14 protein-coding genes and 1 pseudogene are annotated in these 25,925 nt (G+C 37.5%); 12 read left to right on the top strand and 3 right to left on the bottom strand.

Annotation, left to right across the window (positions count from 1 at the left end; all coding sequences use genetic code 11):
• The first annotated feature begins 310 nt into the window (after positions 1 to 310).
• From AC4D4A_RS05505 to tagH, 7 genes and pseudogenes are all read left to right on the top strand, one after another.
• Positions 311 to 2,653 carry an SH3 domain-containing protein gene (locus tag AC4D4A_RS05505; RefSeq protein WP_490994960.1) on the top strand — a complete coding sequence of 781 codons (2,343 nt, stop codon included), beginning with the start codon at positions 311 to 313 and terminating at the stop codon, positions 2,651 to 2,653.
• Between the two features lie 220 nt (positions 2,654 to 2,873).
• Positions 2,874 to 6,200 carry an SH3 domain-containing protein gene (locus AC4D4A_RS05500; protein ID WP_490994959.1) on the top strand — a complete coding sequence of 1,109 codons (3,327 nt, stop codon included), beginning with the start codon at positions 2,874 to 2,876 and terminating at the stop codon, positions 6,198 to 6,200.
• Positions 6,201 to 6,470: 270 nt separating this feature from the next.
• A complete protein-coding gene (locus AC4D4A_RS05495; protein ID WP_490994958.1) occupies positions 6,471 to 9,149 on the top strand; it encodes an SH3 domain-containing protein in 2,679 nt (892 codons plus the stop codon).
• Positions 9,150 to 9,455: 306 nt separating this feature from the next.
• Entirely contained in the window at positions 9,456 to 12,104 is a 2,649-nt protein-coding gene (locus tag AC4D4A_RS05490; protein ID WP_490994957.1) for an SH3 domain-containing protein, read from the top strand.
• A gap of 813 nt (positions 12,105 to 12,917) precedes the next feature.
• Positions 12,918 to 14,117, top strand: coding sequence for a CDP-glycerol glycerophosphotransferase family protein (locus AC4D4A_RS05485; RefSeq protein WP_490994956.1), 1,200 nt, complete (start codon positions 12,918 to 12,920; stop codon positions 14,115 to 14,117).
• Between the two features lie 72 nt (positions 14,118 to 14,189).
• Positions 14,190 to 14,996: an ABC transporter permease gene (locus tag AC4D4A_RS05480; RefSeq protein ID WP_490994955.1), complete on the top strand. Its 807-nt coding sequence runs from the start codon at positions 14,190 to 14,192 to the stop codon at positions 14,994 to 14,996.
• Between the two features lie 15 nt (positions 14,997 to 15,011).
• Positions 15,012 to 15,794, top strand: a pseudogene (gene tagH, locus AC4D4A_RS05475) (teichoic acids export ABC transporter ATP-binding subunit TagH); the annotation flags it as partial.
• Between the two features lie 265 nt (positions 15,795 to 16,059).
• Here tagH and AC4D4A_RS05470 read toward each other — a convergent pair.
• The 3 genes from AC4D4A_RS05470 to AC4D4A_RS05460 form a co-directional block, all read right to left on the bottom strand.
• Entirely contained in the window at positions 16,060 to 19,134 is a 3,075-nt protein-coding gene (locus tag AC4D4A_RS05470; protein WP_490994954.1) for a S8 family serine peptidase, read from the bottom strand.
• Positions 19,135 to 19,474: 340 nt separating this feature from the next.
• Positions 19,475 to 19,615 (bottom strand): hypothetical protein, encoded by a 141-nt coding sequence (locus tag AC4D4A_RS05465; protein WP_490994953.1) that lies wholly within the window; start codon positions 19,613 to 19,615, stop codon positions 19,475 to 19,477.
• A 141-nt stretch (positions 19,616 to 19,756) separates the two neighbouring features.
• On the bottom strand, positions 19,757 to 20,389 hold the full coding sequence (locus tag AC4D4A_RS05460; RefSeq protein ID WP_490994952.1) for a YigZ family protein: 633 nt from the start codon (positions 20,387 to 20,389) through the stop codon (positions 19,757 to 19,759).
• Between the two features lie 300 nt (positions 20,390 to 20,689).
• Here AC4D4A_RS05460 and AC4D4A_RS05455 point away from each other — a divergent pair, with 300 nt between their 5' ends.
• The 5 genes from AC4D4A_RS05455 to AC4D4A_RS05435 all read left to right on the top strand — a co-directional run bounded on the left by AC4D4A_RS05455 (position 20,690) and on the right by AC4D4A_RS05435 (position 25,721).
• Complete coding sequence (locus AC4D4A_RS05455; protein ID WP_490994951.1) at positions 20,690 to 21,844, top strand: sensor histidine kinase; 1,155 nt, start codon at positions 20,690 to 20,692, stop codon at positions 21,842 to 21,844.
• A gap of 119 nt (positions 21,845 to 21,963) precedes the next feature.
• Positions 21,964 to 22,650 carry a response regulator gene (locus AC4D4A_RS05450; protein ID WP_490994950.1) on the top strand — a complete coding sequence of 229 codons (687 nt, stop codon included), beginning with the start codon at positions 21,964 to 21,966 and terminating at the stop codon, positions 22,648 to 22,650.
• Between the two features lie 159 nt (positions 22,651 to 22,809).
• Positions 22,810 to 23,310 carry a GNAT family N-acetyltransferase gene (locus tag AC4D4A_RS05445; protein ID WP_490994949.1) on the top strand — a complete coding sequence of 167 codons (501 nt, stop codon included), beginning with the start codon at positions 22,810 to 22,812 and terminating at the stop codon, positions 23,308 to 23,310.
• Between the two features lie 113 nt (positions 23,311 to 23,423).
• Positions 23,424 to 24,272: a DegV family protein gene (locus AC4D4A_RS05440; protein WP_490994948.1), complete on the top strand. Its 849-nt coding sequence runs from the start codon at positions 23,424 to 23,426 to the stop codon at positions 24,270 to 24,272.
• Positions 24,273 to 24,338: 66 nt separating this feature from the next.
• Positions 24,339 to 25,721: an ATP-dependent helicase ComFA gene (locus AC4D4A_RS05435; RefSeq protein WP_490995202.1), complete on the top strand. Its 1,383-nt coding sequence runs from the start codon at positions 24,339 to 24,341 to the stop codon at positions 25,719 to 25,721.
• Positions 25,722 to 25,925 lie beyond the last annotated feature (204 nt).

Here is a 25,925-nt window from a genome sequence, read left to right as displayed (position 1 = left end):
AAATTAGGCTGCTACAATTACGTTTTTTTTTAGTTATTAGTTGAGTTTTCTTTAGTCGGGGTAGTCACTGTCAAGTTAAGCCTGCTTAAGACCATGCCCTCTCTAAGGCACATAAAATGACATAATTTTAAAGTTTTTTAGGTCGTTAGGAGTATCAAATTTAAGTTGATTACTAAAAAAATATGAAGGTTGACCGATACATAGAGTATTAGGATTTCAGACTTTTATTAACTTAGCTATAGGAAGCGAAATAGAAGAATATCGATAATGTTTGAATTGGATAAATATATGAGTAAAGGGGGATGTCCTATTGGATAAGCGAAATAGATTTTCGACCATTGTTGTTAGTACGATGCTTCTTATATCTGCAGGATTTACAGCGGGGGAATCGGTTAAAGAAGCTACAGGTATAGGCAGCACTCGAGTAGAGGCAGCTGCAGCAACCAATTATAAAACAACTGCCAACGTGAATTTGAGGAAGAGTGCATCTACTAAAGGAAATGTTCTGCTCACTATACCGAAAGGCAAAACGGTTGCCTATAAGTCGAAGTCAGGCAGCTGGTATAAAGTAAGCTATAAATCCAAGACCGGTTATGTAAGTTCAAAATATATTAAAAAGACAACTACAAAAACCACAAAAACGGTCAAAACAACAAAAATAGCAGCAACCAAATTTAAAACAACAGCCAAATTGAATATGCGCTCCACCTATTCATCAAAAGGGAAAGTCCTAGTTACGATTCCAAAGAACAAAATCCTATCTTCAACCGAAAAGTATGGCGGCTGGTATAAGGTGAAGTATGGATCAAAGTCCGGATGGGTCAGCGGCTCCTATATGAAAGAATACTATCAATATACAACAACGCAGACAGCCTATTTATCTACTAAAAAAACAAGTTCGTTACATTCCACACCAGATACCAAAAAAGCAAAGGTATACTCAATTCCTACTAATAATGTATTTACATCTACCCAAAGAATCGTAAATAGCAAAGGAGAAACCTGGTATCGAGTATCTTACAAAGGCAAGAATTATTATGTCATTTCCAGCTTGGTTAGTAAGGTAACTCCTGCTAAGCTGACTGAGACAAGCTATCAAGCAAAGTCGAACACTTTCTTATATAAATCAACAGGAGCTACGCATGGCAGCCTGCTGACTGTAAATAAAAATACAGTCGTGAAAACGAATTATCGCGTGGGCAACTGGTATAAGGTCACCTATAAAGGGAAGACAGGCTATATCGATATCAGTAAATTTGCTAAATATACGGCAACGGTAACGATGCCAACTCCAGCACCAGCACCAAAACCGGCGCCAATACCAGTGACAAAGCCAGTTCCAATTCCGGAATCTGTTCCTAATCGGCCGGCAGGAAAGGTGATTGATAAGAGTACTTATGTATTGTTCACAACAGGTGCTGACTACTATATGTCAAATGACACGAGTTCTAAAAAGATTGGAAAGATTTCTGGCGGGACAGCCATTTCCAGTGTGTATCGAACAAATAACGGCTGGTATGAAGTAACTTATGGCGGCAAAAAAGGCTATGTGCCGGGGACGTACTTAATTACGGAAGCAGAGATGAAAAGGTTTAATGATCTAGTGAAGCAAGAGGAAAATAAAAGTTCCTATCTATTTATGGATTTGCGTACTAAGTCCTCGGTAAAAGATACGCAAATTAATAACTATATAGATAAAGGAGCCAAAAACATTGGTAAAAGTAGTGCTCTAAAGGGTAAGGGCGAAGCCATTATAGATGCAGCTGAAAGAAATGGTGTGAATGCCTTGTATCTGGCAGCCCATGCCATCCATGAAAGCGCCTATGGTACCTCTGTTATTTCAATGGGTAAAAAGAATTTATTTGGCTTCGGGGCCTATGATCTGGCCCCTTATGTAGGAGCTGTTAAGTTTTCATCGATTGAAGCTAATATCGACTATATCGCCAAAGAATTAAAGGCTACCTACTTAAATCCAGGTGAATGGAGATATAATGGCGCCTATCTCGGATATACCGTAAAAAATATCAATGGTGCCAGAGTAGACAGTATGAGTAAGGGCATGAACTTTTACTATGCCAGTGACCCCAAGTGGGGAGAGGGAATTGCCAGACATATGTCCGGAATCCTTGCCTACAACAAGGAAGGAGCGAGGAACGGAAAGGCTGATGAATCTGTTCCAACGAAACCAGCTAGGCCAAACACATATGACAGTTTTCCTGCAGGTACAAAAGCAGTAGCGAATACCAATATTAAGCTATATAGCGAAAAGGGAGACACCAAAAAAGTAGCAGCAACCATCAAAAAAGGTGCTGAATTTAACCTCTTGAGAAAATGGAATGACTATTGGCTGGAAGTGAAATACGGCGAAAATACTTACTATACAAATGCGGTCAGTTTAAGCAAATATAATGAGTATATGACGGTTTTAAATCTAGCCCATATTAAAACAGATGATCTGAATGTAAGGAAAAAGGCTGAAGTTGGCTCTACTAGAATTGGTAGTTTTAAAGATTATCAATATATCGAATTGGTTTTAGACAAAACAAAAAAGCCGATTCTGGAAAACAATTTTTATAAGGTAAAGTTTGAAGGTAAGGAATATTGGGCTTCCAAATCTTATATTGAAATCGATTTAAATAAAAAAAGTAAATAATTTTTTTAAAAGATGATTGCTGGTATGTTCAGTAATCATTTTTTTTAATTCTTTTAGTTACCATTAAGTTACAATTTCGTAAATGTAAAAATTAGTTTAATATAATAATAAACTATGTGATTCGAAATATAATTTTGTTTATATATGGAGATATAAACAAAATTATTATTTTTTTAGAATAATATTTTGTTCGATATTTAATTTCAAAAGGAGAATCTTAATGAGTAAAAGCAACAAGCCATTCAAGGTCATGGCAACATCCGTTCTTTTATCTACTAGCTTGGTTTTGGGAAGCGGTATTGGACCAGCAGCTAGTATTACGGGTATACAAGTAGTCGAAGCGGCTGAAATATATTATAAAACGACCGACAATCTGAATATGAGAAAGTCGGCTAGTGCAAAGGCGCAAAAAATCACAACAATCCCAAAAGGAAAACAGGTCACGTACATATCAAAAAGCGGCAGTTGGTATAAGGTGAAATATGGAACAAAAACGGGATATGTCAGCTCTAAGTATTTGAAAAAAGTGACGAGTACAACCGTATCATCTTCTGCATCCACAACAAGTACTTCTGTATACACAACAACAGACAATTTACGTTTGCGTAAACAGGCATCAACCAGTTCAGCCACGTTATTGACCATCCCAAAAGGGAAAACAGTCACGTATATATCTAAAAGCGGCAGCTGGTTTAAGGTAAAATATGCATCAAAAACGGGATATGTTAGCTCTAAATATATAAAAGTCACAAAAAAGACAACGTCCTCAGCTACTGCTTCCACAACGATCAAGTCTACTAAATTTAAAACGACCGACAAACTAAGCTTGAGGTCCCAAGCATCAACGAGCGGTGAGCTATTGCTGACTATACCAAAGAATAAAGTTGTCACAGCTACTGCAAAATCAGGTTCTTGGTACAAGGTTTCCTACGGTGGTAAGACCGGTTGGGTAAGCGGATCGTATTTAAAAGAATACAATCAGTATTCAACGACAAGCACAACTTACTATAATACGAAGGCTGCAAGCTCCTTATATAGTGCTCCTAATACAAATAAAAAAGCTGTTTATTCCATTCCGAAGAATAATGTATTCACTTCCACACAACAGGTCGTGAACAGTATAGGAGAAACCTGGTATCGAGTTTCTTATAAAGGGAAAAACTATTATATTCAATCCGGGTCAGTAAGTAAGGTGACGGAAGCTAAAATCACGAGCACTTCTTATACGGCAAAAGAAAAGACTTACTTGTATTCCTTTGCTGGAGCATCGCACGAAGCTTTGGTTACTATCCCAGAGGGAGCTAAAATAACCACTGATTATCGAATTGGTGATTGGTATAAAACATCCTATGGCGGAAAAACAGGATACATTAATTTAGCTAAATTCTCAAAGACTGTTACTTCATCGGAAACTTCGATTAAGGCTACAAAATTTAAGGTTACGGCTAATTTGATTTTACGTAAGACAGCTTCTACTTCCGGTGCGAAATTAACTACAATCCCGGCGAATACAATTGTCACAGCTACTGCAAAATCTGGCTCATGGTACAAGGTCTCTTACAGTGGTCAGACCGGTTGGGTAAGCGGTTCATATTTACAAGAATATAATCAAACAACGACGACAAGTACAACTTACTATAATACAAAGGCTGCAAGTTCCTTGTATAGTGCTCCTAATACAAATAAGGCAGCTATATATTCTATACCAAAGAATAATGTGTTCACTTCTACGCAACAGGTCGTGAATAGTATAGGAGAAACCTGGTATCGAGTTTCCTATAAAGGAAATGACTATTATATTCAATCTGGTTCAGTAAGTAAGGTGACAGCAGCTAAGGTCACGAGCACTTCTTATACGGCAAAAGAAAAGACTTACTTATATTCCTTTGCGGGAGCATCGCACGGAACTTTGATTACTATTCCAGAGGGAGCTAAAATAACCACTAATTATCGAATTGGTGATTGGTATAAAACATCCTATAGCGGAAAAACAGGTTATATTGATGTGACTAAATTCACAAAAACAGTCACTTCAACAGCACCATCTTTTACGGCTACGGAGTTTAAAGCAACGGCTAATGTGAATTTACGTGAGACACCTTCTACAACTGGTGGAATACTGGACACAGTACCTGTTAATACGGTTGTCACAGCTACAGCACAATCAGGCGATTGGTATCAAGTTACCTACAATGGCCATGAGGGCTGGGTAAGTGGTGCTTATTTGACAAAGTACACAAGTAACACTGGTAATAATAACACCGGTGATCAAACAAATTTACCAAGCGGTTCTGCTATAACTGAAGCAACGTATGTGCCAATCAGTGAATTGAATATCCGTGCCTCCGATTCGACTTCATCAGCTAAAATCGGTTCAATCCCTAAATATACACAGGTGAAATCTACCTACAAAACAAGTAAGGGTTGGTACCGAGTGACATACGGTGGAGTAACAGGCTTTGTATCAGGAGATTACCTAATTACAAAAGCGAATTACGATAAAATGAACTCTTATGAAGCTAATAAGAATTCCTATATGCATATGGATTTACGTACAAAATCCTCCGTAACAGCTGAACAAATTAATGCTTATATTGCAAAATATGCAACATCGGCTAATAGTGTCCTATACAATAAGGGATCGGCATTTATTACAGCTGCTAACAAATACGGTGTGAATGCTCTTTATTTAGCAGCGCATGCCATTCATGAAAGTAACTATGGAAAATCTACAATTGCTCAAGCTAAATATAATTTGTTTGGTTTTGGATCCTATGACATTACGCCATTTGTGGGTTCCGTAAAATTTGCTTCTATTGAAGACAATATTTCCTTTATCGCACAGGAAATTAAATCAACCTATTTAAATCCATCTAACTGGAAGTATAAGGGTGCAACACTTGGCTATACAATTAAAGACGCGAATGGAAATCGAATTACTGATTTAAGTAAAGGAATGAATTTTTACTATGCCAGTGATTCTGATTGGGGAAATAAGATTGCCAAGCATATGTCCAATATCCTTGCTTATGGCAATGAAGGGGCAGTCAGCCAAAGTCCAAATACAGCGGTACCTGCTAAACCAAGCTATCCAACCGGGAAGGATGTATTTCCGACAGGTACGATCGCTGTTGCCAATTCATCTATTAGTCTAAGAAATACGAAAAGCAGTTCAGCGACTGTGGCTGCCACAATTAAGAAAGGTGAGACCTTTAATCTATTGGAAAAATGGAATGATTATTGGTTAACAATTAGTTATAAGGGCAAAACGTATTATACAAATACGGTGAACTTAAGCACATACAATAAGTATATGACTGTTAAAAATTTAGCGCGTGTAAATGGTGCCAGCACGTTGAATGTCCGCGCATCAGCTAGCACAACGGCCACTGCAGTGGGAACTTTAAAAAACCATCAATATGTCGAGCTTGTGGTTAATTCAAGCAATAATCCAATCACTAGTAGCGGATGGTATAAGGTTAAGTTATCTAATGGCACAGTTGGCTGGGTATCAGGTTCTTATCTAGCAAGAGAATTAAATAAATAGGATTTAGAAAGAGGTTGTTGACATGGTCAACAACCTTTTTTTATTAAAGACTCTATTGGATAGAAAGTATTTAACTATAAATGTGATAAATAATGAGAGATTGGTCTTAATATTATTTAAACATAATATTAACTCGGAAGTTGGATTCTGTGATATCTCTATATCTAGCAAATTATTTGATAATTTCAAAGCTATATAAGAAAATTAAGATATATAAAAATAGTAATTTAGTTCGGTGTCTTATTTACTAAAGAGGGAGATTTCAATGCAATGAATATTAGGTATAATCAACCGCTTAAGGTTATGGCAACATCCGTTCTTCTATCTACTGGTTTGATCTTTGGACCTGCTCTTGAACCCAATGAGAGTTTTACAGGAACTAAAGTTGAAGCAACTGCTGGAACATATTATAAGACGACAGCCAATCTGAATTTGAGAAAGACAGCGAGTAAAACCGCAAAAATAATTATAACCATTCCTAAAGGAAAACAAGTCACATATATATCTAAAAGTGGGAGCTGGTACAAGGTGAAATATGGATCGAAGACAGGCTATGTCAGCCCCAGCTATCTGAATATTGTATCGAGTTCGACCGCTCAGGCAACAAGTACATCCGTATATACAACGACAGCCAATTTGAATTTACGCAAAACAGCTTCAACCCGTTCGGTAATCTTAACGACCATCCCAAAGGGGAAAACAGTCTCGTATCTATCGAAGAGCGGCAGTTGGTATAAGGTGAAATACGGAACAAAAGCCGGTTATGTCAGTTCCAGCTATATAAAGGTTACGAACAAAACAAGTACATCTACTTCTGCGTCAACAACGATTAAGTCGACTAAATATAAAACTACATCCTATTTAAACATGAGGTCTAAAGCCACAACGAGCAGCAGTCGGCTCTTAACTATACCAGAGAATAAAGTTATTACAGCTACAGCAAAATCCGGCTCGTGGTATAAGGTCTCTTATAGTGGTCAGACCGGTTGGGTCAGCGGCTCGTATATAAAGGAGTACAATCAAACTACAACGACAAGTACTGCTTACTATAAGACGAATGCGACAAGCTCCCTGTATAGTGCTGCCAATACAAATAAAGCAGCTGTTTATTCAATTCCTAAGAATAATATATTTTCTTCTACCCAAAAAGTAGTCAATAGTATAGGAGAAACCTGGTATCGAGTTTCTTTTAAAGGGAAAAATTATTATATTAAAGCTGGATCAGTAAGTCAGGTATCTGCAGCAAATGTTACAAGTACCTCCTATACGGCAAACCAAAATACTTACTTATATTCATTTGCTGGGGAAAAACACGGAACTTTGGTTTCTATTCCAAAGGGAGCTAAAATAGTAACCAGTTATCGCATTGGAGATTGGTATAAAACAACGTATGGTGGAAAAACAGGGTATATCAATATGGATAAATTTTCAAAAACGGTAACATCATCTAGCACGTCTATTACGGCTACAACGTTTAAGACGACGGCCAATCTGAATTTACGGAAGACAGCTTCTACTTCTGGAGAGAAATTAGACACAATACCCAAAAATACAATTGTCACAGCTACTGCGAAATCGGGAGATTGGTATAAAGTGAGCTACAATGGTAAAACAGGCTGGGTCAGCGGTACGTATTTGGCTGCGTATAGTAGTTCAAGCAACAATACTAGCAGCAGCCCGAGCGGTTCTAGTGTTACGGAAAACATATACGTTCCAATTGCTAAGTTAAATATTCGTGCCTCAGATTCGACAACAACGGCTAAAGTTGGTTCAATCCCTAAATATACTCAAGTGAAATCTACCTATAAAACAAGCAAGGGCTGGTATCGGATTACATATGCCGGAGTGACAGGATATGTCTCAGGAGACTACCTAATTACAAAAGCGAATTACGATAAAATGATGGCTTATGAAAATAATAAGAATTCCTATATACATATGGATTTACGTACAAAATCCTCTGTGACGGCAGCGCAAATTAATGCTTATATTGCAAAGCATGCAACATCGACTAATAGTGTCCTCTATAATAAAGGCTCGGCATTTATTACAGCGGCCAATAAATATGGCGTGAATGCCCTATATTTAGCAGCGCATGCTATTCATGAAAGTAACTATGGAAAAGCTACAATCGCATTAGCGAAAAATAATTTGTTTGGTTTTGGATCCTATGACAGTACGCCATTTGTCGGTTCCGTCAAATTTGCTTCTATTGATGAGAACATTGCCTTTATTGCACAGGAAATGAAATCTTCCTTTTTAAATCCATCCAACTGGAAGTACAAGGGCGCAACGCTTGGCTATACGATTAAGGATGCGAATGGAAATGGAATCACTGATTTAAGTAAAGGAATGAACTTTTACTATGCCAGTGACTCCGATTGGGGAAAAAGGATTGCCACCCATATGTCGAATATATTGGCTTATAGCAAGGAAGGGGCAGTTAGTCAACGTCCAAATACGACGATACCAGCCAAACCAAGTTATCCAAGCGGGAAAGATGTATTCCCGACAGGTACGATTGCTGTTGCCAATTCATCCATTAGTCTACGAAACTCAAAAAGCAGCTCAGCGACTGTTGCCGCTACAATTAAGAAGGGTGAGACCTTTAATCTACTCGAAAAATGGAATGATTACTGGTTGAAAGTTAGTTATAAAGGCAGGACATATTATACAAATACGGTTAGCTTAAGCACATATAATAAGTATATAACTGTTAAAAATTTAGCCCGTGTAAGTGTTGGTGGTACGAGTACCTTGAATGTCCGCGCATCCGCTAGTACGGCAGCGGCTAAGGTGGGATCTTTATCCAACAATCAATATGTCGAGCTTGTGGTAGACTCAAGTAATAATCTGGTTACTAGTGGCGGTTGGTATAAGGTTAAACTATCAAATGGCACAGTTGGCTGGGCATCAGATGATTATTTAATCAGAGAGTTAAATAAATAGGCTTAAGAAAAAGAGGCGGTTGCATGATCAACCGCCTCTTTTTGTTGGTCATCAGATAAAAACATGAAAGGTACGAATATGTAAAAATTTTATGGAAAAAGAATGAAATGTTAATGAAGAAAGTGTGCATTTTTACAAGAAAATTGATGAATGAATGAATTAATTCAGTGTTTACCCATAGAAAACCGCTCTCTTATTCGTAATTCTATTATTGGGGTGCATGCTTATACGAGAATTAGAATAAAAATGCATATCTAAATAATAGTTTAGTACGGTGCGTCTCAATTACTAAAAAGGGAGAGTTCAATGAATAAAAGGTATAAACAACCAATTAGAGTTATGGCAACATCCGTTCTTCTATCTTCTGGCCTGATTTTTGGACCTGAAATTGGATTGAAGGATCGTTTTTGGGAGGTAAAAGTAGAAGCAGCTGCGGAGACATATTATAAGACAACAGCTAATTTAAACTTGCGAAAGTCCGCAAGTAAAACTGCATCAATTATTACAACGATTCCAAAAGGGAAACAAGTTACATACATATCGAAAAGTGGCAGCTGGTTTAAAGTTAAATATGGAACAAAAACGGGATATGTCAGTTCTAGTTATTTAAAAGCAGCTTCTCAAACAAGTACATCAGTATACACAACGAAAGCTAATTTGAATTTACGCAAAACAGCTTCAACCAGTGCAGCCATCTTAACGACCATCCCAAAAGGGAAAACGGTCTCGTATCTATCAAAGAGCGGCAGCTGGTATAAAGTAAAATATGGAACGAAAACAGGATATGTAAGCTCAAAATATATCAAGGTCACTAAAAAAACGAGTTCCTCTGCCTCTGTTTCGATTAAGTCGACTAAATTTAAAACGACAGCAAATTTAAACATGAGGTCAAAAGCATCAACAAGTGGTACTCGACTCCTTACTATACCAAAGAATAAAATTATCACGGCTACGGCAAAATCAGGCTCATGGTATAAGGTCTCTTATAGTGGTAAAACAGGCTGGGTAAGCAGTTCGTATATAAAAGAATACAATCAAACTACGACTACAAGTACCACTTACTATAAGACGAATGCGACAAGCTCCTTGTATAGCGCTGCCAATACAAAAAAAGCTGCGGTCTATTCTATACCAAAGAATAATATATTTACATCTACTCAAAAGGTAGTTAATAGTATAGGAGAAACCTGGTATCGAGTTTCCTATAAAGGGAAGAATTATTTCATTAAATCTGGGTCTGTAAGTAAGGTGTCTGCAGCTAAGGTTACTAGTACTTCCTATACGGCAAAAGAAGCGACGTATTTATATTCCTTTGCTGGGGAGAAACATGGAACATTGGTTGCTATTCCTAAGGGAGTTAAAATAACAACCACTTATAGAATTGGGGATTGGTATAAAACAACGTATAGAGGAAAAACGGGTTATATCAACATAGCTAAATTCTCGAAAACGGTATCATCAACAGACACGTCAATTACAGCTAAAAAGTATAAGACGACGGCCAATCTGAATTTACGAAAGACAGCGTCCACTTCCGGAGAAAAATTGGACACTATTCCTGTAAATACAATCGTGACGGCCACAGCAAAATCAGGAGATTGGTATAAAGTGAGCTATGATGGTCAAAATGGTTGGGTTAGCGGCACTTATTTAGTTGTATATAGTAGTACCTCAAGCAACACTCCGAGCGGTTCTACTATTACTGAAACAATCTATTTTCCGGTTGCTGATTTGAATATCCGTGCTTCTGATACGACATCATCTACCAAGATTGGTTTAATTCCTAAATATACACAATTGAAATCTACCTATAGAACCAGTAATAGCTGGTATCGGGTAACATATAGTGGGGTAACAGGCTATGTATCAGGCGATTACTTAATTACAAAAGCGAACTACGATAAAATGAACTCTTATGAAAACAATAAGAATTCCTATATACATTTGGATTTACGCACGAAATCCTCTGTTACGGCTGCCCAAATCAATGCTTATATTGCGAAGAATGCAACGTCCAGTAACAGTGTCCTCTATAATAAAGGATCGGTGTTTATCACTGCAGCCAATAAATATGGTGTAAATGCCCTGTATTTAGCAGCACATGCTATTCATGAAAGTGATTTTGGTAAATCAACTATTTCTATGGCAAAAAATAATTTGTTTGGTTTTGGATCCTATGATCTTGCTCCATTTGTAGGTTCTGTAAAATTTACTACTATTGATGAGAATATTTTCTTTATTGCACAGGAAATGAAAGCCACCTATTTAAATCCGTCTAACTGGAAGTACAAGGGTGCAACACTTGGTTACACCATTAAAAATACTAATGGAAATCGGGTTGAGGATTTAAGTAAAGGAATGAACTTTTACTATGCCAGTGATTCCAATTGGGGAAGTAAGATTGCCAGCCATATGTCCGAGATTTTAGCTTATAGTCAGGAAGGGGCAGTCAGCCAAAGTCCAAATACAATAGTACCAAATAAACCGAGCTATCCAATTGGCAAGGATGTATTCCCGGCAGGTACAATTGCTGTTGCCAATTCAACTATTAGTCTAAAAAATGAGACAATCAGCTCTGCGGCTGTGGCAGCCACGATTCAGGAAGGTGAAACATTTAACCTAGTGGAAAAATGGAATGATTACTGGTTGACAGTCAGCTATAAGGGAAAAAAATATTATACAAATACAGTTAGTCTAAGTAAATATAATCAGTATATGACTGTTAAAAACTTAGCTCGTGTGAGTGTCAGTGGTTCGAGTACCCTGAATGTACGGGCAACAGCGAGTACTGCGGGCGCTATATTGGGATCACTGTCAAATCATCAATATGTCGAGCTTGTGGTAGACTCAAGCAATAATCCGGTTACTAGTGGTGGTTGGTATAAGGTTAAACTATCAAATGGCACGGTTGGCTGGGTGTCAGGTTCTTATCTAATAAGAGAATTAAATAAATGAAATTATGATAAATGGGCTGTCCGATAAGTCACTTAGTGGCTTTTTCGGACAGTCTTTTTTAGAGGAGTTTGTAGTGAGAGAAAGGGGTTTGGAAGTTTAATGAAGTATATGGAATGCTATAGGTGAAATGATTTAAAGTAGAATGGGAATCTATTAATTATATTTGGTTAATGATAATTTTTTATGAAAGATCTTAATTGAATTTTATAAATAAAGAAGTTGCTAGCCTAGTCCTGCATAATTGGCTCAATCGGGGTTTAAATCGCTCAATAAGAATCAATTGTTTCTAAGAAAGATCTTAGAGATGAACCTTATTCAAGTCTGGAAGTGTATTATGGAAGATTCTATTCTATGACGAGACATTGTTGAAGCTTATCGGATTCACTCTTTTATATATGCGTGAATCCATGTTTCCTTGTATTCACTAACGAAATCTGATTAGATATGTAGTACAATAAAAAGGTTATTTGAAAGTTATTAAGCAGAGATATATAATAAATAGGAGATTTTGCGCACAATATAGTGGTTCGGTATCCGGGACTGTCCGTTTAAAATAGCGTGTTAAGAATGGATGAACAAAAAGCAGCCACCCAGTGTGATCGATATAGTGAAGATTGGATATAAAGTTATTTACTAATAAATAAGTAATCCATTGTTTCATATCGAATAAAGATCCGTAATAGTGATATGCCTATATTTGTCATACGTGTGGGTGGAGAGTGTTGCTTGATAACTAAAGAGTAGTTTGTTTAAAATTTACTCCCACTCCGATTTTTACGGCAAAAATATTAATTAGTGCATGACAGGTGAATAATGGTTAGAGAATGGTTAATAGAGCTCTATTTGCTCATAGTAAAGGTTGTTTTTTCTGTTTGCGGAATGTTACCCCTTAAAGATAAAGTAACCTTCGTAGTTTCCTATGGCGATAATGCTCAGTATGTATATGAAGAAATGCGGAAAAATAACGTGAAGTGCGAAGCTGTTTTTTTATGTAAAGGTCAAAGTATAAATCAGTTTTTAAAATATGAGGATACTTTCACATTGCCTATAGAAAGCTGGAATCCAATTTATTTTATTCGTTCCTTCTACCATTTGGCGACATCTAAATACATCATGTTTGATGATTATTATGAGTTTTTAGCATCTACTAAATTTAAAGAAGAGGTAATGTGTATCCAATTATGGCATGCGTCCGGATCAATTAAGCGATTCGGCCTAGAAGAGATCTCTATAAAAGGCTGTACAAGCAGAGCCAAGACAAATTTTCTTACAGGATGCAGCCGTTTTAATAAAGTAGTGGTTGGTTCTGATAGCATGGCCAAGTTTTTTACCAATGCTTTTAATGTGAAGGGAGAAAGTATCCTTAGGACGGGTATTCCCAGAACAGACTTTTTTTATGATACAGCCCTTAAAGAACGTGTGTTTAATCAGGTTGAGCAGGGAAATGAGCTTCTGTGGAATAAAAAGGTTATATTATATGCACCGACCTACAGAGACCATGACATTAACGCGTTAACTTTACAATTAGAATTGGAAAAAATGAAAGAAAAGCTTGGGGATGACTATATTGTTGTATTGCGTCTTCACCCATCTATTGAAATAAATACTGAATATAGTAAGTTGTATCCTGGATTTGTAGTGGACTATTCCTCTGGGATTCATGATATTAAAGAGCTTATGCTAATATCGGACTATCTTATTACGGATTATTCATCGGTTATCTATGAATATGCATTGCTAAAAAAACCAATGATATTCTTCCCTTATGATTTGGAAACTTATAAGGTAGACAGAGGTTTATGGGCTTCTTATGAAGAGACAGTGCCAGGGCCGATAGCGAAAGATACCGAAGAGATTATAAATCTGATTTTAGAAGATCAGTTTGATATGAATAAGATTGATGAATTTGCCCAAAAATGGAATAAGTATTCTAAAGGAAATTCGAGTGAAAATTTGATATCTTATTTATTTGATAACCCCCCTGTTTATTCATCTAAGCATAGGGCTCTATAAAATAGAAAGACACAAGTAAATACGCTATACTATATAAGTTGATTGTAAATTATGGGGAAGGATATTCTATTTATGAAGTCAATGTTTACTGTTATAAAGGAACAAATTAGCTCTTTCTATTTGATTCGCCGATTGTCTGCTTTCGAAATGAAGAGCAATAACAATAATAATTACCTTGGAATTGCATGGGAATTTATTAATCCCATGATACAAATAGCAACGTATTGGATTATTTTTGGTATTGGGATTCGTGGAGGGCAGGATATTGATGATGTACCATTTATTCTATGGATGATTTCTGGTATCAGTCTTTGGTTTTTTGCCAATCCAGCCATTTTAGATGGTACCAAATCCATTCATAAGCGAATTAATATGATTGCAAAAATGAGCTTTCCAATGAGCACCATACCAACGTATGTTATATTTTCGAAATTGTATCAACATTTGTTGATCCTTGCTGCAGTATTAGTTATTATGCAATTTAACGGGTATCCGATATCGATATATTATTTGCAACTGCCATACTATATAGCAAGTGCTGTTGTATTTATGGTTGCATTAACACTAATTACATCTACCTTGGCTATGATCATCAGAGACGTACAAATGTTTGTACAAGCTATAATGAGGATGGTTTTTTATATTACGCCATTAATATGGTACAGTCCTGATTTGCCCGGCCCATTATTAAATTTAATAAAAGCAAATCCATTAACGTATTTGGTAGAAGGATATCGGGCGTCTATACTCGGCCAGTCCTGGCATTTTATTGAGAATATTGACTACACATTATATTTTTGGGGACTGACCATTGTCTTATTAATGATTGGTTCATCGCTTCATTTAAAATTCCGGAATCATTTTGTAGATTATTTGTAAAATGGAGTGAATGTAATGGAAGAAACCGTAATTGTAAAGAACGTATATAAGAAATACCGGATGCATAATAAAACCACTGATAAATTACTAGATATTATTTTGCCGGGCGGCCGTGGAGAAGACTTCTATGCCCTACAGAATATTAGTTTCACCGCAAAAAAAGGTGATGTCATTGGCTTAATTGGTGTCAACGGATCAGGTAAATCTACATTGTCCAATATTATTGCAGGTATTATTCCGCCAACAACTGGCACGGTAGAAACAATAGGGCAAACTTCTTTAATTGCCATTGCTTCGGGATTGAATAATCAATTGACAGGCCGTGAGAATATTGAACTGAAATGTTTGATGCTAGGTTTTAGCAAGAAAGAGATCAAAGAACTTGAGCCAGATATTATTGAGTTTGCCGAAATCGGAAAATTTATTGATCAACCTGTTAAAAAATACTCAAGTGGGATGAAATCCAGGCTGGGATTTGCGATTTCTGTTACAGTGGATCCGGATATTTTAATTATCGATGAAGCTTTATCAGTTGGTGACCAAGCATTCGCTGAGAAATCTAAAAATAAGATGTACAGCTTCAGGGATAGTGGGAAAACCATTTTCTTTGTCAGTCATTCCATTAAGCAAATTAAAGATTTTTGCAATAAAGCGCTATGGCTTGAATATGGAGAATTAAAAGACTATGGAACGATTGAAGAGGTTGTTCCAAAGTATGAAAAGTTCCTTAAAGAATATAAAGCTATGTCCAATGAAGAGCGAAAGAAATTTAAACAGCAAGCGATTGAAAAGCAAAGCAAGCTAATCGAAGCAGTGAAATAAAAGTAAGGCATTAGTAATCTGAGATTTTGGGGATAACCTCATTTTCATTCAGAATCTAATGCCTTTTTAGTAGGAAGAAAAAACAGCTATCCCTAATTAAACAAAACAGACATAAACCACCTTCCAGGGCGTTTATGTCTGTTTTTTATCACCTATAAAAAGAGAGTGCTGATTACATGAGCAGCCAGAAAATCGTGATATTATTCCGTTATCTTAGATAGTTTAATAAAGATTCTATAAATTAATAGTTATAGTACCAAGCATTATAATCGTATTCGTAAATATTACCCAGTTCATCTTTAAAGGACAATAAATATATTAAGTCATAAGTATAATCATCAAAGAGATTGTCGGGTATAAGATAATTCAAGGTGTTTTCCCCTGTTTTGAATGAATACGTTTGCCGATCATAATAATTACTCCGATTGCCGGAGTTATACTCATTATAATCATAGACAGTTAATTGCATCTCTGTATCTTTTGATAAGTTTGTTCCTATTTCGATGCCTTTACTATGAGTATTTACGTTATTGTTTTGAATCCACTCTGGATATTCTTCATAATAGTTACTTAAAATAGTGCCGCTGGCAATTGTTTCTCTGCCTATCTCTGTTTTAGCTTTGATAACGTAAGTAAAAGGTTCGTAATACCAATAAGAGTTGCCATCATCACTTACTCCATCCCACGTGAAATTCTGAATTCCTGCCTCTTGTTTTACATTTTTTCTAATGGTCTTAACTAGAGAATCATATACGTCATAAATTTCAACCGTGACGGTAGCGGGATTAGAGAGTTTATAGAAGACTTCAATATCTGTTCCGTCTGTAGATTTGTTTTGCACTTGCTTCGGATACTCAACTTTAATAACCTGGCGATCTACATTAAGATTTGCACTGTATGTTGCGCTATTCTTATAACTATCAACTGCGTTGATTTTGTAGGTATAAACCCCATCTCCAATATACTCACCACTGGAATTGGTTCCATTCCACGAGAATTCATAGCTGCCAGCCTTGTGGTTCTCATTTGTTAAAATTGTTTTGACAAGTGCTGAGCCTTTATAGATATTGATAGATACACTGGAAGCTTTATTGAGTGTATATGGAATAGCAACATTGGCATTACCAGTGATATTCTTTGTTCCTTTACCACCCACAAAATTAGCGCGATGATCCTCAAGTTTGAACGTTTTACTTTTAATCGTTTTTTTATTTCCGATGAGATCTTTTATTTCATACTGAAATACATAATTTCCTTCTACCAATTGATTCTTACCGTCTTTTCCATCCCAACTATGTTGGATGGATGAAGGATTATACAATTTGTTAGTAACCAATGTTTTTACTTTTAATCCTTTACTATTTAAAACTGAAACAGTCATATATAGTTTTTCTTTGGATTTAAAGGTTGAACTCTGTTTATTGTTCTCTGTTGCTTTAAATGGGGAATCTATATTGTTTAGAGTACCATTTATAGTCGTATCTACTATAATACTGGATTTTACTGTTTTTCCTTTGACCTTCGTAAGAGAGACGGTTTCGAATGACAGTTTATAGCTACCATCCTTTACTAGCTTGTTACTGGAGTTTTTCCCATTCCAGGTAATTGATTGTTTGCCGCCTTTGATGGTCTTGCTCTGCATAATTGTTCTAACTGTTATCCCGGTACTATCCAAAACTTTTACAGTCACTTTTGAATCCTTGTTAAGTACATATGGGACTTTTATCGACGTAGTAACCTTGTGTGAAAAATTGACAGCTTTACTGGTGACTGTTGGGGCTATATTATCCTTAACTGTCACAGTTTTGGTTTTATATATGTTTTTGCTGCCTCTAGTCACTCTTGCAACGATTGTATATTTTCCTGATTTGGCATAGCTGTATGTTCCTGTCTTTCCGTCCCATGATGTGGATAATTTACCCCAATTCCACGGTTTATTAGAGACTAAGCTTCTAACCAATTTTCCTTTTGAATCCTTTACATAGATTGATAGTTTTGACGAGCCATATGCGCTTACAGAGATGTTGTGTTTATTTTTCCCGGTAGCTGTGAACTTTGTACCGGCAGTTATCGCTGATAACTGTCCAGGTGTATTTGACACTGCTTTACTCGCATCAATTCGACCATATCCATATAAAGAATCCCAGCCTTTCTTCCCGAGGTCTTTGACAGATTTATTTATAATACTTTCTATATGATTTGGTGATAACCAAGGGTTTTTAGAAAGCATTAGAGCAGCTACTCCGCTTACTACAGGAGCCGCCATTGATGTTCCATCCATATATGCATAAGAACTGCCGTTGACGGTAGAATAGATATCTTCACCAGGAGCGGAATAATTTATGTAGCTACCAAAATTAGAAAAGTATGAATCGCTATCTTTCTTATTAGTGGAGCTAACTGCCAACACATGATTTAAAGCAGCTGGATAAGAAGTGTAGGAGGTGCTGTCATTACCTGCAGCTGCAATAATAATAGCGCCCTTTGAGTGCGCATAAGCAACTGCATTGTCTATATATGAACTGTAAGAATAACTGACAAGGCTTAAATTTAATACTTTTGCGCTATTATTGACTGCATAAATAATGCCCTCTCCAATACTATAAGCGTCCGCATATTGTCCATTAAAAACTTGAACAGGCATGATTTTAACCTTAGGAGCTACACCTGATATACCGATTGTATTCTGAGTAGCTGCAATGATACCAGCTACGTGGGTACCATGAGCTGCTGAGACTACCGTCGAGTTGTTGCGTACAATATTCTTTGGTTTAGTAATCTTCCCTTTTAGATCAGGATGATTTGTCTGCATTCCATTATCAATAACAGCTACTATGATAGAAGAAGATCCTTTTGATTTATCCCATGCTTTTGGCATATTGATTTTTGGTAAATGCCATTGTTTCTTATAATGTTTGTCTTTTGGTGTATAGGTCGCTTTGTATATTATGTTTGGCTCGACCAATTGAACAGATTTGTGCTTAGAGAGCCTTTTGGCAATAGAGGTGAGGTCAGTGTTTTTTGATACAGAGACTAAAGAATAATTCCCAGTATCAGAAAAGGATAGCTCACTACCTTTAATGCTGTTGATGATTTGCTTTCGTTGACCCTTAGAAAGGACAGATTTAAACTTAACAATCAACTCTTGCTCAGCGTATTCTTTCTCATCCGCTGTACTGAATAATTTTATACCACCTTTTTGAGCATTGCTCTGTTTTTGTAATGTTTCCGCAGCGTTTACATTGGCAGTGGAAACCATATAACATAGCAAAAATATAATAAAGACACTAATGTTTTTGGTTAATGAAGTCCTCATTCAAAATCCTCCCAATTAAAACGGATTGATTACAATAATCCCATAATTAATATATCGGTCATAAATATGGTAATTTTTAACTGTATAATAAATGTTAAGCTGATATGAGGTTAATACACTGCTTAAAACACTATATATTCTTCAGAATAGTGTTTGCCATTTTATAGTTGATTTTGATGAGTTCAACTGATCTTATGCTAAATCTTTTGTAAAGAAGGTAAGGGTTGTTGGATCTTTCCGCTGAAATAAGGAAGTAGTACCATGGTTAGGATTTTGAGTGGGGAAGCTATTTGATTATTAGACTTGAAAATCATTTCGTAGTCTATACAGATTGAAGAATCTACGCTGAAGATGCTGGTGGATCCCCTGAGTTGAACAGGATTGGATATTTTTTCACATGTGCCTCTGCAGATAAGGAGGTTGCCCATAGACAGGCAATGAGTGCCGTGAGTCTAAATAGAACATGGTATACTTTTTTCATAAATGACCCCTTCTTTGTCCAATATCGTATTGATTCATTTTACCTAATTGGAACTATAATTCCTGCTGTATTTTGTCGATAAATTCAACTTTTTTCCTAGAGATTTTAGACAAAGAAGGAGAGGATGGAGTTCCTTTAGAATTAGAGGTCATGCTCGATGTATAGCATTTCGCCTTCTTCTATGGATGCCTGTCCATTGGATAAATCCGTCATCCAGTCTATGAAGGCTTCCTTTGCGTCTTCCTCTGCGTAGGATTCAATCATGACTCGATCCAGATAATGAATTTCTTTAATGGAATAGTGCGAATTTCGAAGTTCATTTTCAATTTTCCCGAGAAGGGTATAGTCGAACGTGGATTTCATGATGCGCATTAATCTTCTTTCCACCACACCGGTTGCGTTAATTCCTTCCGAAGCGGCTCCGCCGTACGCGCGAATTAATCCGCCAGCCCCGAGTTTAATTCCTCCGAAATAGCGTGTCACAACCACCGCGGTGTCCTTCAAGCCTTTTTTCCTAATTACTTCGAGTATGGGGACGCCGGCTGTTCCGCTTGGTTCACCATCATCATTGGCTTTTTGGATGAGGTCGTTTTCACCAATCATGTAGGCTGAACAATTATGGGTTGCATCCCAGTGCTTTTTCTTGATTGATTGAATAAATTGTATGGCTTCTTCCTCTGATTCCACGCGGTTCACATAGGCAATAAAGCGTGACTTTTGGATGATTTGTTCAGTTTCGCCATATCCCTTTACTGTTTTATATGAATTCAGCATTTAGACTGCCGCCTTTCTCTCTATATCCCTTTTAGTATACTTTATTATTTGGTTCGTACGACATCTTTATTACAGAAGAATATTATGTTGTGATGGAGATGTAAAATAGTAAAAAAGTAAAAAAATACTGGTAATCGTGCTATAATTTAACTATTATGTAGTATTTCACTGATATCTAATTTATTTACCCAATAATTTCTAAAAACACCCACAAAGGACGTTCGTAAAGTACGAACTATTTTATATGAATTGGTACAGAAGAAGCGTAGGATTCTTTTGCGTCAAACAGGAGGTAAGACTATGCGGGTACCTAAGCTGGATGGAAAGGCACTCGATAACATCCTTAATCATATGATCAGTACCGTGGACAATAGTAAGGGAGAAATATATGAAATAGGGGAACACTGTCAGCATGAATTTGCTCAACTTTCTTCTGAATTGGAATCTGTTAAATCAATGGTGCTGAAGGTAATTAGTGATGGGGATGAGCTTGATCGAAAGGCGCGTGAATCCCGTAAACGCTTATCAGATGTTTCTTCCCGTTTCAAGGAATTTACGGAGGAACAAGTGAGGGCAGCCTATGAACAGGCACATACGTATCAGGTCGACCTGACCATGAACAGAGAGCTGGAAAAACAGCTCCGTAAACGTCGAGATGACCTTGAAAGAAGGCTCATTAATCTAAAGGAAACTATTGATAGAGCTGAGAATCTCGTTTCGCAGATCACGGTTGTTCTGCATTATTTAACAAGTGACCTGCGGGACATGTCTGAGGTTCTCGATATGTATAAACAGAAACAGGACTTTGGCTTTAAAATCATTGAGGCCCAGGAAGCCGAGCGCAAAAAGCTTTCTCGTGAAATCCATGATGGTCCTGCACAAATGCTTGCCAATGTGATGGTCCGTTCGGATTTAACGGAGCGGATATTCAGGGAACGCGGTCCGGAGGAAGCGTTACTGGAAATAAAATCCTTGAAGCAGATGGTTCGAAGTGCGCTGGCTGAGGTTAGGCGAATTATCTATGACCTGCGGCCTATGGCTTTAGATGACCTCGGGCTTATCCCGACTCTGCGTAAATATTTGCAAACCATTGGTGAATACAATTCAGAGATTGATTTTAAATTTCAGATTTATGGGCAGGAAAAAAGACTTGAGCCAAATTATGAAGTTGCGTTATTCAGGCTTGCTCAGGAAGCGGTCCAAAATGCAATCAAACATGCGAATGCCAGCCTGATTCAGGTTAAATTGGAACTTTTGAACGATAAAGGGACATTGACTGTACGGGATAATGGCCGTGGATTTGAGCCGCATAAACAGAAGGAAGGTTCCTTTGGAATCATGGGAATGAATGAGCGTGTTGAGACACTTGAAGGAGAAATGACTATTCAATCAAGTGTGGGTGGAGGTACGCTTGTCTATATTCAAATTCCATTAAAGGCATCAATAATTGTGTAAATTTTTTATAAAATAGTTTTTTAGTTATATTTATTGTAAATGTTTGGAGTTTACTGGTAGTCAAGAATATAATTAAGATAATGACTACTTACTGTAAAAAGATGGGGGATGAGAAATAAATGACAACTACAATTGCAATCATAGATGATCATCAGTTATTTCGCGAAGGGGTTAAACGGATTCTCGATTTCGAATCTTCTTTCTCGGTAATCGCTGAGGGGGACGATGGCAGCGAGGCGATCACGATTGTTGATACATATCATCCGGATGTTATCATCATGGATATCAATATGCCAAACGTAAACGGGGTTGAGGCAACAGGCCAGTTGATTGAGAAATTTCCGGATTCCAGAGTAATTATGCTTTCAATCCATGACGATGAAAACTACGTAACCCATGCTTTAAAAACTGGTGCCCGCGGCTATTTATTAAAGGAAATGGATGCGGATGCCCTAATTGACGCTGTTAAAGTCGTTGCAGATGGGGGCTCCTACCTGCATCCGAAGGTTACTCATAATTTAGTGCGTGATTACAGAAGATTGGCAACGGATGAAGCAGCAAATGGCGATAATGTTATGAATGTCGAGATTCGCCGTCCATTGCATTTGCTGACCCGACGTGAGTGCGAGGTCCTTCAATTATTGGCTGATGGCAAGAGTAACAGAGGAATCGGTGAGACTTTATTTATCAGCGAAAAGACTGTTAAAAACCATGTAAGTAATATCCTTCAAAAAATGAACGTAAATGATCGTACTCAGGCGGTTGTATATGCGATTAAAAACGGCTGGGTTGAAGTTAGATTATAATAGATGATAGAGTTAAGCGCCGACCGATTGGTTGGTGCTTTTTTAATCTGAATGGATTCTGTCAAACTGTCAGTTTGTATATTTTTTACAATAGTGTATATAGATTTTTCATATTTTGTAAAAGTTTTTAATAAAGATTAGGGTAGGAGAGGAGAAATTATGAATCATCCGTATACAATTAGAGATGCTAATGAGAAGGATTTAGCACGCATCGTTGAAATCTATAATTCTACGATTCAAAGCAGAATGGTGACGGCTGATACGGAAATGGTGGATGTAGGAAGTCGCTTGGATTGGTTTTTGAATCATACCTCTGAGAAAAGGCCTTTATGGGTTATGGAAGATGATGGTATGATTGTAGGGTGGCTCAGTTTCCAGGATTTCTATGGACGACCTGCTTATCAAGCTACTGCTGAAATCAGTATCTATATTGACCCGGCTTATCGAAAAAAAGGGATAGGAGCAAAATTTTTAGACTATGCGATTAAGAATGCTCCGACCCTCAGGATTGATACGTTGCTAGGATTTATTTTTGCCCAGAATGAGCCAAGCATACGCCTATTTAAGCAATTTGGATTTGAACAATGGGCTCATTTGCCTGGTGTAGCAGAATTAGATGGAGTGAAAAGAGATTTGCTGATTTTGGGTAAAAAACTATAGATTGAAAAGTTTAAAAATTATCATTTTGACCATTATAATGCAAACAGACTGATTATGATTTAAAATGGAGAAGATAATAAGGAAAATCTCAATAATAAGGATGGTTTTCAATAATGAGAACTGCAATAATTACAGATAGTACTGCTTATATACCAAAAGACCTGCGAACGCAATATGATATACATATGATTCCGCTAAGTGTAGTGTTTGGAGATGAAGTGTATCAGGAGGAGAATGAAATAACTGCTTCTGATTTTTATGAAATGGTTGAGCGTTTGGATATGCTGCCAACGACCTCCCAGCCATCAACCGGTAAATTCGTTGAAAAATATGAAGAACTTGCGAAGGACTATGATGCTGTGATCAGTATCCATTTATCGAGTGGAATTAGCGGTACCTATCAAGGTGCAATTACAGCTGGAGAGATGGTAGATAACCTTAAGGTATATGCTTTCGACTCCGAGATCACTTGTATGATTCAGGGATTATTTGTACTTGAAGCAGCCAAAATGGCGAAGGAAGGCAAACACCCTGAGGAAATCATCGCACGCTTGCATGAACTCCGCGAATCCACTAATGCTTACTTCATGGTGGACGATCTTTCCAATCTGCAAAGGGGCGGCCGTTTAAATGGCGCTGCAGCTTTAATTGGCAGCTTGCTTCAAGTAAAGCCAATCCTACATTTTGAAAACAAAGTGATTGTCCCTTTTGAAAAAATCCGTACAAAGAAAAAGGCATTAAAGCGTATAATCGATCTTTTTGAACAGGAATATCAAAAAGGTGAGCCTCTTCAGGCTGTTTTAATTCATGGAAATATTGAAGAGGAAGCGACTGAAGTGTTAAATGAGCTGAAAGAAAAATTCCCTGAAGCGGAATTTAGACTAAGCTATTTTGGCGCAGTTATTGGTACTCACTTAGGCCAGGGAGCTATGGGACTTGGCTGGACAAAACGATATAATTAACTAGTAATATGGGGCTTGGCTGTTTGGCCGGCCCTTTTTACTTAAAAGGAGGTTTTCAATTTGAACATGAAAGCATCCAGACCCTCAACAGGATCCTCATCTATATCTCTGCAACAGCTCCTCATTGGTAAAGAACTCCTCATAACTGAAATTCCAAATGAATTAAAGGATCAAATGAATTCAACTGAACAAATTTATTCTGTGAGAGGGATTGAGAATGGGATATGCAGACGCTGTGGCAATACGGATTCTCGCTTGTTTGCAACATTCCCACACAGTGCCTGTGGTGAAAACTGTCTGTATTGCCGTCATTGTATTATGATGGGCCGAATCAGCTCCTGCTCTACTCTTTATGGGTGGAAGGGGGAAATGCCACGCTGGCGTCCTGAGTTAGCCCGGCTTCGTTGGGATGGTTCACTTTCCGCCTCCCAAAAGGAGGCTTCAGAAAAAATCATGGAAGCTGTCCGAAATCAAATGAATTTACTCATTTGGGCAGTATGCGGAGCTGGGAAGACAGAGATGATCTTTGCTGGTGTAGAAGAAGCTCTTTTCTCAGGCAAACGGGTTTGCCTGGCGACTCCTCGTACTGATGTTATTCTTGAGCTTGCTCCAAGGCTTCGCAGTGTATTTCCAGATATTCCAATCGTCGCCCTCTATGGAGACAGTCAAGAAAAACAGCTTTTTGCTCCATTTGTCCTATCGACCACTCACCAGCTAATGCGTTATGCCGATGCCTTCGATGTGATGATTATTGATGAAGTAGATGCATTCCCATATTCCTTAGACCCTCATCTCCAATATGCGGTTCAAAAGGCGTGTAAGAAGGATGCTGCTGTTATTTATTTGACGGCAACGCCTTCAAAACAGTGGCAGCTCGAATTTCAACAGGGTAGAAGGAACGGAATTCTCCTTCCTGCCCGCTTCCACAGACATCCCATCCCTGTCCCCACTATGAAATGGGTTGGTAATTGGCAATCCTCCATTCAAAAAAATAAACTCCCACATCCTTTTGAGCATTGGCTCAAAGCAGCTATTGAATGCAAGAAGCCCTTTCTTATTTTTATCCCGAATATCGCCTTAATGGAAAAATCCCTGCCTCTCTTTCAAGGCTATGCACCTGAAATTCTTTCTGTCCATGCAGAGGATTCGGAACGTAAAGATAAAATAATGAAGCTGCGCAAAGGTGAGATTCAGGGCTTACTGACAACCACGATATTGGAAAGAGGCGTTACGATTCCTAAATTGAATGTAGCGGTGATTGGGGCTGAGGATGACATCTTTACGGAGTCAGCACTCGTTCAAATTGCAGGACGGGTTGGCAGAAGTAAGGATCATTCGACTGGTGATTGTGTATTTTTTCATTATGGAAAAACGAATGCCATGCTTGATGCGATTCAGCAAATCAACCAAATGAATAGGGAAGCTGTCAAAAGGGGGCTGCTGGATTGAAGATTTTCCAATCATCACTTTGTCTATATTGTCACAGCCCAATTCGTGTGTGCAGGCTGGGCGAATATCTTCTTTTTGGAGGAGGACGACTTGCTATGATGATATCACAAATATATTTAAAATGGGTTAAAAGGTAATTATTGGAGTAAAGTGATGGGTCAAATATTAATATGTCAAAGGATTTTTATGTTATTATATTCTTGC

The organism is Pradoshia sp. Z5_111 (assembly GCF_058267535.1).
This window is presented reverse-complemented; position numbering and strand designations above follow the sequence as displayed.